6 protein-coding genes and 1 pseudogene are annotated in these 4,701 nt (G+C 52.2%); 2 read left to right on the top strand and 5 right to left on the bottom strand.

Annotated features, from left to right (window positions below):
- The first annotated feature begins 261 nt into the window (after positions 1-261).
- Positions 262-642 (top strand): SHOCT domain-containing protein, encoded by a 381-nt coding sequence (locus EOW68_RS18105; protein ID WP_128226555.1) that lies wholly within the window; start codon positions 262-264, stop codon positions 640-642.
- A gap of 265 nt (positions 643-907) precedes the next feature.
- On the opposite strand, the gene EOW68_RS18100 is transcribed toward EOW68_RS18105, so the two are convergent.
- Together EOW68_RS18100 and EOW68_RS18095 are read right to left on the bottom strand one after the other, a co-directional pair.
- Positions 908-1,267, bottom strand: coding sequence for a hypothetical protein (locus EOW68_RS18100; RefSeq protein ID WP_431359058.1), 360 nt, complete (start codon positions 1,265-1,267; stop codon positions 908-910).
- A gap of 132 nt (positions 1,268-1,399) precedes the next feature.
- On the bottom strand, positions 1,400-1,627 hold the full coding sequence (locus tag EOW68_RS18095; protein ID WP_128226553.1) for a hypothetical protein: 228 nt from the start codon (positions 1,625-1,627) through the stop codon (positions 1,400-1,402).
- Between the two features lie 519 nt (positions 1,628-2,146).
- Here EOW68_RS18095 and EOW68_RS18090 point away from each other — a divergent pair.
- A pseudogene (locus EOW68_RS18090) lies at positions 2,147-2,943 on the top strand (permease); the annotation flags it as partial.
- Here EOW68_RS18090 and EOW68_RS18085 read toward each other — a convergent pair.
- From EOW68_RS18085 to EOW68_RS18080, 3 genes are all read right to left on the bottom strand, one after another.
- Positions 2,935-3,486 carry a hypothetical protein gene (locus EOW68_RS18085; protein ID WP_128226552.1) on the bottom strand — a complete coding sequence of 184 codons (552 nt, stop codon included), beginning with the start codon at positions 3,484-3,486 and terminating at the stop codon, positions 2,935-2,937. The pseudogene EOW68_RS18090 and the gene EOW68_RS18085 sit on opposite strands and share 9 nt — an antisense overlap.
- Before the next feature lie 184 nt (positions 3,487-3,670).
- Positions 3,671-3,985 (bottom strand): DUF8106 domain-containing protein, encoded by a 315-nt coding sequence (locus EOW68_RS19125; protein ID WP_489666330.1) that lies wholly within the window; start codon positions 3,983-3,985, stop codon positions 3,671-3,673.
- Between the two features lie 231 nt (positions 3,986-4,216).
- On the bottom strand, positions 4,217-4,420 hold the full coding sequence (locus tag EOW68_RS18080; protein ID WP_128226551.1) for a hypothetical protein: 204 nt from the start codon (positions 4,418-4,420) through the stop codon (positions 4,217-4,219).
- Positions 4,421-4,701: the final 281 nt, after the last annotated feature.

Genomic DNA, 4,701 nt, shown 5'->3' with positions numbered 1-4,701 from the left:
CACGCAGGTACTCCAAACAGTCCTCTTTGTCAGGCAGAAACACATTGCTGACGCTCTCTCTGCTGACCATGCTGTAGCAGACTACGAACTCCAGTCATGAGAAAGTATCCACCAATACAGATGAGCGAACAATTATTAGACTACTCTCAGCTGTGGATACAAAATATGACCAGTCCTGATTTCAAGTGATTCTAAGTTGCAATCGCATTGAACTGTGATCCCGTCCGTACCACTAGAGACGGACTCACGGAGTGAACTCAAATGCCAAATCAAACTGACGACACACAACTGGTCACGGTTGTCCTCATTATCATCGGAGTATTCGTCATTTTCCCGATGATCTTCATGGGTTTCGGAATGATGGGATTCGGCCCGATGATGGGCGGTACGTGGGGTGATGGAATGTGGGGTAGCGGACCGATGCCGGGGTGGATGTTCATCGTCGGAATCGTGATGCAACTCCTGTTCATTGCTGCAATCGTCGGTGGTGGCTATCTCGTCTACCGGGTTGTCACAGGTGAGCAGACTGACTCCGATAAGGCACTCGAAGAGCTTCGGCGAGCATACGCTCGCGGCGAGTTGACTGACGACGAATACGAAACGCGAAAAGAGAGACTCGAACGGGACACGAAGTCACGGTGAGAGAGACGTGCACGAAGATCGGTCTGCGAGATGTACTACTGTGAAATCCCCAAAGAAGTCTCGGCAGAGCTAACGGCTGTCGGGTTGATCTTGATTCTTCGAGTGCCAACGGACATATATTCTCAACGATACGGGGGAATAGTACAGTTCACAAGATAATCGAATTCAGGACTGCTGGAGGTAACTCACCCTCTCAGCAGGTGCAGATCTTGTATATCGTGCGTTCTGCCATCACAGACAGCTGTTCTGATTGCACGGTACTGCCTCAGCTGCGGCGGGCAATAAGAAACAGAATCCCGATCAGTCCGATTTGAACGACTTTGTCTGTGGCGCTCACCAGGGTGATTTGATCAAAGTGAGTTGCAAGGTAGTACACTGTCTGTGTCGCAGTAAACGGAATTCCAAGCTTGACGACGGTTAAGCGCCGAATGTTAGCGGTGACAGCTACAATACCGATGGCGAACCCGACTCCAGCAGTAAAGAGCGCGAGTGAACTCTCCTCAACACCTAACCACAGATGGATACCTCCAGTGATAGCAGCCAAGATCAGACCAATCAGGTGCAACGGTGTGAGTGACTGAAGCGGACGTGACGAAGGGTCGTTATCAACTGCAGTTGTCGACATCACCATAGTTAGCTGATTCGGTGAATTAAAAGCGTGGAAGTGACATCAGTAGCATACCCCGATTCTACCACGAGGGCGTACTGTGAGATATTACATGATCGCTCTTGGCCAAGAGATTTTTGTCCATCAGTATCAGGAATGTCCAGTCATCTTCTGCTCTCGTCCATAGACAGCCAGACAGCAATAGTAGAAAACTGATACTGCGATCAACCAGATGACCTGTGGCCCTGCCGTGACAGCCTTCTCACCGACCTGAAACAGCGCGGGATTCCACGACGTTGGATGATACGTCCAGATCCCGGTGCCGGTCGCAGTAAGCTCCACAACAAGCGATTGAATCTGTCCCCATGCGACTAGCATCAAGAATTCACGCCATCGAAACACCCGGAAATGGGGACCTTCAACGAACCGTCGGACTAGCAAAACGCCGGCCAGAAACAGCAACCCATCCCAGAAGCTATGAGACATGACGTGAATAGGTGAAGGAACAGATACATCGACCCCGATCGAATAGAGCGGGGCCTCAGTCAGTCGCGGTACGAGCATCACCAGCGCTCCTTCCCAGATCAGTCCCAGTCCTGACCCGATCCCAAACAACAGTGTCTGGGGTCTGGTCAAATATCCCATTCTGTATGCTCCGTACACGAGCAGTGGTACACAGAATCCGACGGCGATAGAGACGCTGAACACGAGCGTTTGCATCATTCTTTTGTTGGGGCTGATCCAGGGACGGAATAGACAATCGTGGGGAGTTCGTTCCCTCATCTCACGCCGGGGTCTTAGAACTATTCTATTCTTTTGTTTCCATGGTTTGACCACCCTGAAAACGAATGTTTGCTAAAGACAATTGCAATAGATGATCCCCACGATTATTCAATTATGGAGGCGACAATACTCAACAGCGTTCTCGAATCCCATCGCATCGGTGTCGGGTTCCTCTGGAGGGCGGCGTGGGCGATCATTATGGGCCTCACGATCACGAGTCTCGTCCAGGTCTACGTCTCCAAAGAGCGACTGGCCAGCGTCCTCGGCGATGGCGACCTGAGTGGACTGACCAAGGCGACCGCGTTCGGCGCGGCGAGCAGTGGGTGCAGTTTCGGGGCCGTCGCCATCGGCAAAGGCCTGTTCAAGAAGGGCGCCCACGCGGTGAACTTCCTCGCGTTCATGTTCGCGTCGACAAACCTCATCGTCGAACTCGGGCTGATGATCCTGATCCTGCTGGGCTGGGAGTTCCTTGTCGCGGAACTGCTCGGCGGCCTCATCCTCATTGCCGTCATGGCCGTCATCGTCCATCTCACGCTCCAGAGAACCTCTTCGACGAAGTTCGGGAGACGCTCAACGAACGCGACCACGAATCGGGTGTCATGGAAGATCCCACCTGCGGGATGGAAGGAAAAGACGAGTACACGCTCACGACTGATGGCGGTGAGACGCTCAAATTCTGCTCGGAGGGGTGTCTGGAGACCTACCGGCAAGAGACGTCGAGTAGCGGCGGGTGGCGCGAGGAGTTGTTATCGTGGGGTGGCTGGTACAAGATTGGCAATCAGTATCGCAAGGAGTGGTCGATGATCTGGAAGGATGTCGTCGCGGGCTTTCTGATCTCGGGATTCGTCATCGTTTTTGTCCCCCAGCGGGTCTGGAACACGCTGTTCCTCCAGGGCGACGGGCTACTCGTTGCCGACCTGTTCGCGCAGCTGCTCGGCTTGCTCCTGAATGCGTTCGATCTGCTCCTGGGCCTGTTCACCGGCCTGCTCGAGAAGCTCTTTGAGCTGTTCTTCGGTCTCGTCGAGGAACTCGAGGGTCTGTGATTCCATGTCTTTGTGGCCTTCGGTCAGCATGTCCATCTGATCGCTCAGTGCATCGAGGTATGCATCTGTCATGCTCTCGTACTCCTCGAGGCCCTCCTCGGTCATCTCCTGAACGTCCGCTTGGGCCTCCTCGACGGCGGCGAACTGCTCATCCATCGCCTCGCGGATCTGTTCGACGCCGGCCTCTGACCCGGGCACCATCGACTCGATCGTCTCTAGGTAGCTCTCCATCGCCGACCGCATCATGTCGCCGCTGCGCTGCTGGGCGTCGGACTGGCCCTCCATGTTGCCCATCATCGCCTCGTTCAGCCGCTTCTGGAACTCGATGGACTGCTCCATCGCCTGCTGGCTCTGTTCGAGTGTTTGTTGCTGGAGTTCGAAGACCGTACTCATGGGGTTGTCTTGGCTCATACCTGAATCCTCCGTACATGTAAATAGTCGTTGCCCCAGCATATCAAACCATATGGTTTACATTTTCTAGGTGATACCTACTGCGACAGAACGGCTATAGGAGTGGAGCTGACCCCGCTAGCCGTCTGTTCGACCAGGTCAGATATCGGGCCGGGGGCTGTATGACATCTTAACTCGATCAAAATTAAGAGAACTCCCAGTCTTTTTGTCGTCTTACGAAATATCCGGCTGTCCTCAAAGAGTGTCTGAAAACGCTCGTTTGGAACGCCACGAACTTGCGAGTGAGAGACACATCTAAAGGTGAAGGGGACTTTTCGGGAGGTGGCCGGGACGTAATCTCTGTTCGACAGTCTGGACACAGGTAGCGGGAACCCTGACCGCTCTTGACAACCTTCCAGTCACCATCGTACTGACTCTGGTGATTACAGTTCGGACAAAAGAGCGTCCCCTTCGAAGGGATATCTCGCCTAATCTGAGAATCTTGTGCCCATTTGACCATTGTAACTATCTATTTTAGTACTTCAATACAGTTATCTTTTGCATTCACTCATATTCTTACATTCTATTTAATCATTCGTCTTTAGTTAAGAGCAAAACCGCATTACAGCGTAGGGTCTGAACAGCGAAGAAGAGGCTTCAATGCATCCAATACTAAGGCGATATCAACTCAGTTGGATTGTGATTTCGGATAACACTCTAAAAAGCCCGTGCACTAGGTGCACGAACTTCTCTACGAGTTAGAGCGTTTTCTGTTGCGGATAATCAGCTCTCGCGTCTGTTTGATTTGCTCTTCATCGTTCTGGAAATATGCTGTGAGGATCGCTTCAACGATCTCGGAGCAAGCCGCTCCGAGATCTGCACACTCATCAACGAGTGTATCGAGTTCATCTACAAGTTCGGTTCGGACAGAGACGCCCATTTTGGTTCGAGTCATAGTTTTAGACACTCTTAGAAATTCGTGCACTGGGTGCACGGTAAGCTTATGATCTTATTTAGCTTCAGGTCAAAATAGTATCAGAAGAGATCTCAACTGCTTCTTTCACAGCGAAGAGATCCTACCGCTGTCACGCGATTCTTTAATTAAAGACAGCGGTGGTGCAGAACGGTTCTCATAGCATGATGTTGGGGCTGGCGACATCGTTTCCTTGATGATGATTAGCGAGCGCAACGGCCAACCGAAGACACAGAGCGAGAAAGACGTGTGCTTTGACCCTC

The sequence above is a fragment of the Halovenus amylolytica genome (assembly GCA_004015825.1).
GTDB classification, from domain to species: Archaea; Halobacteriota; Halobacteria; order Halobacteriales; family Haloarculaceae; genus Halovenus; species Halovenus amylolytica.
The sequence above is the reverse complement of the archived record's forward strand: the minus strand, read 5'-3'. Positions and strand labels throughout refer to the sequence as shown.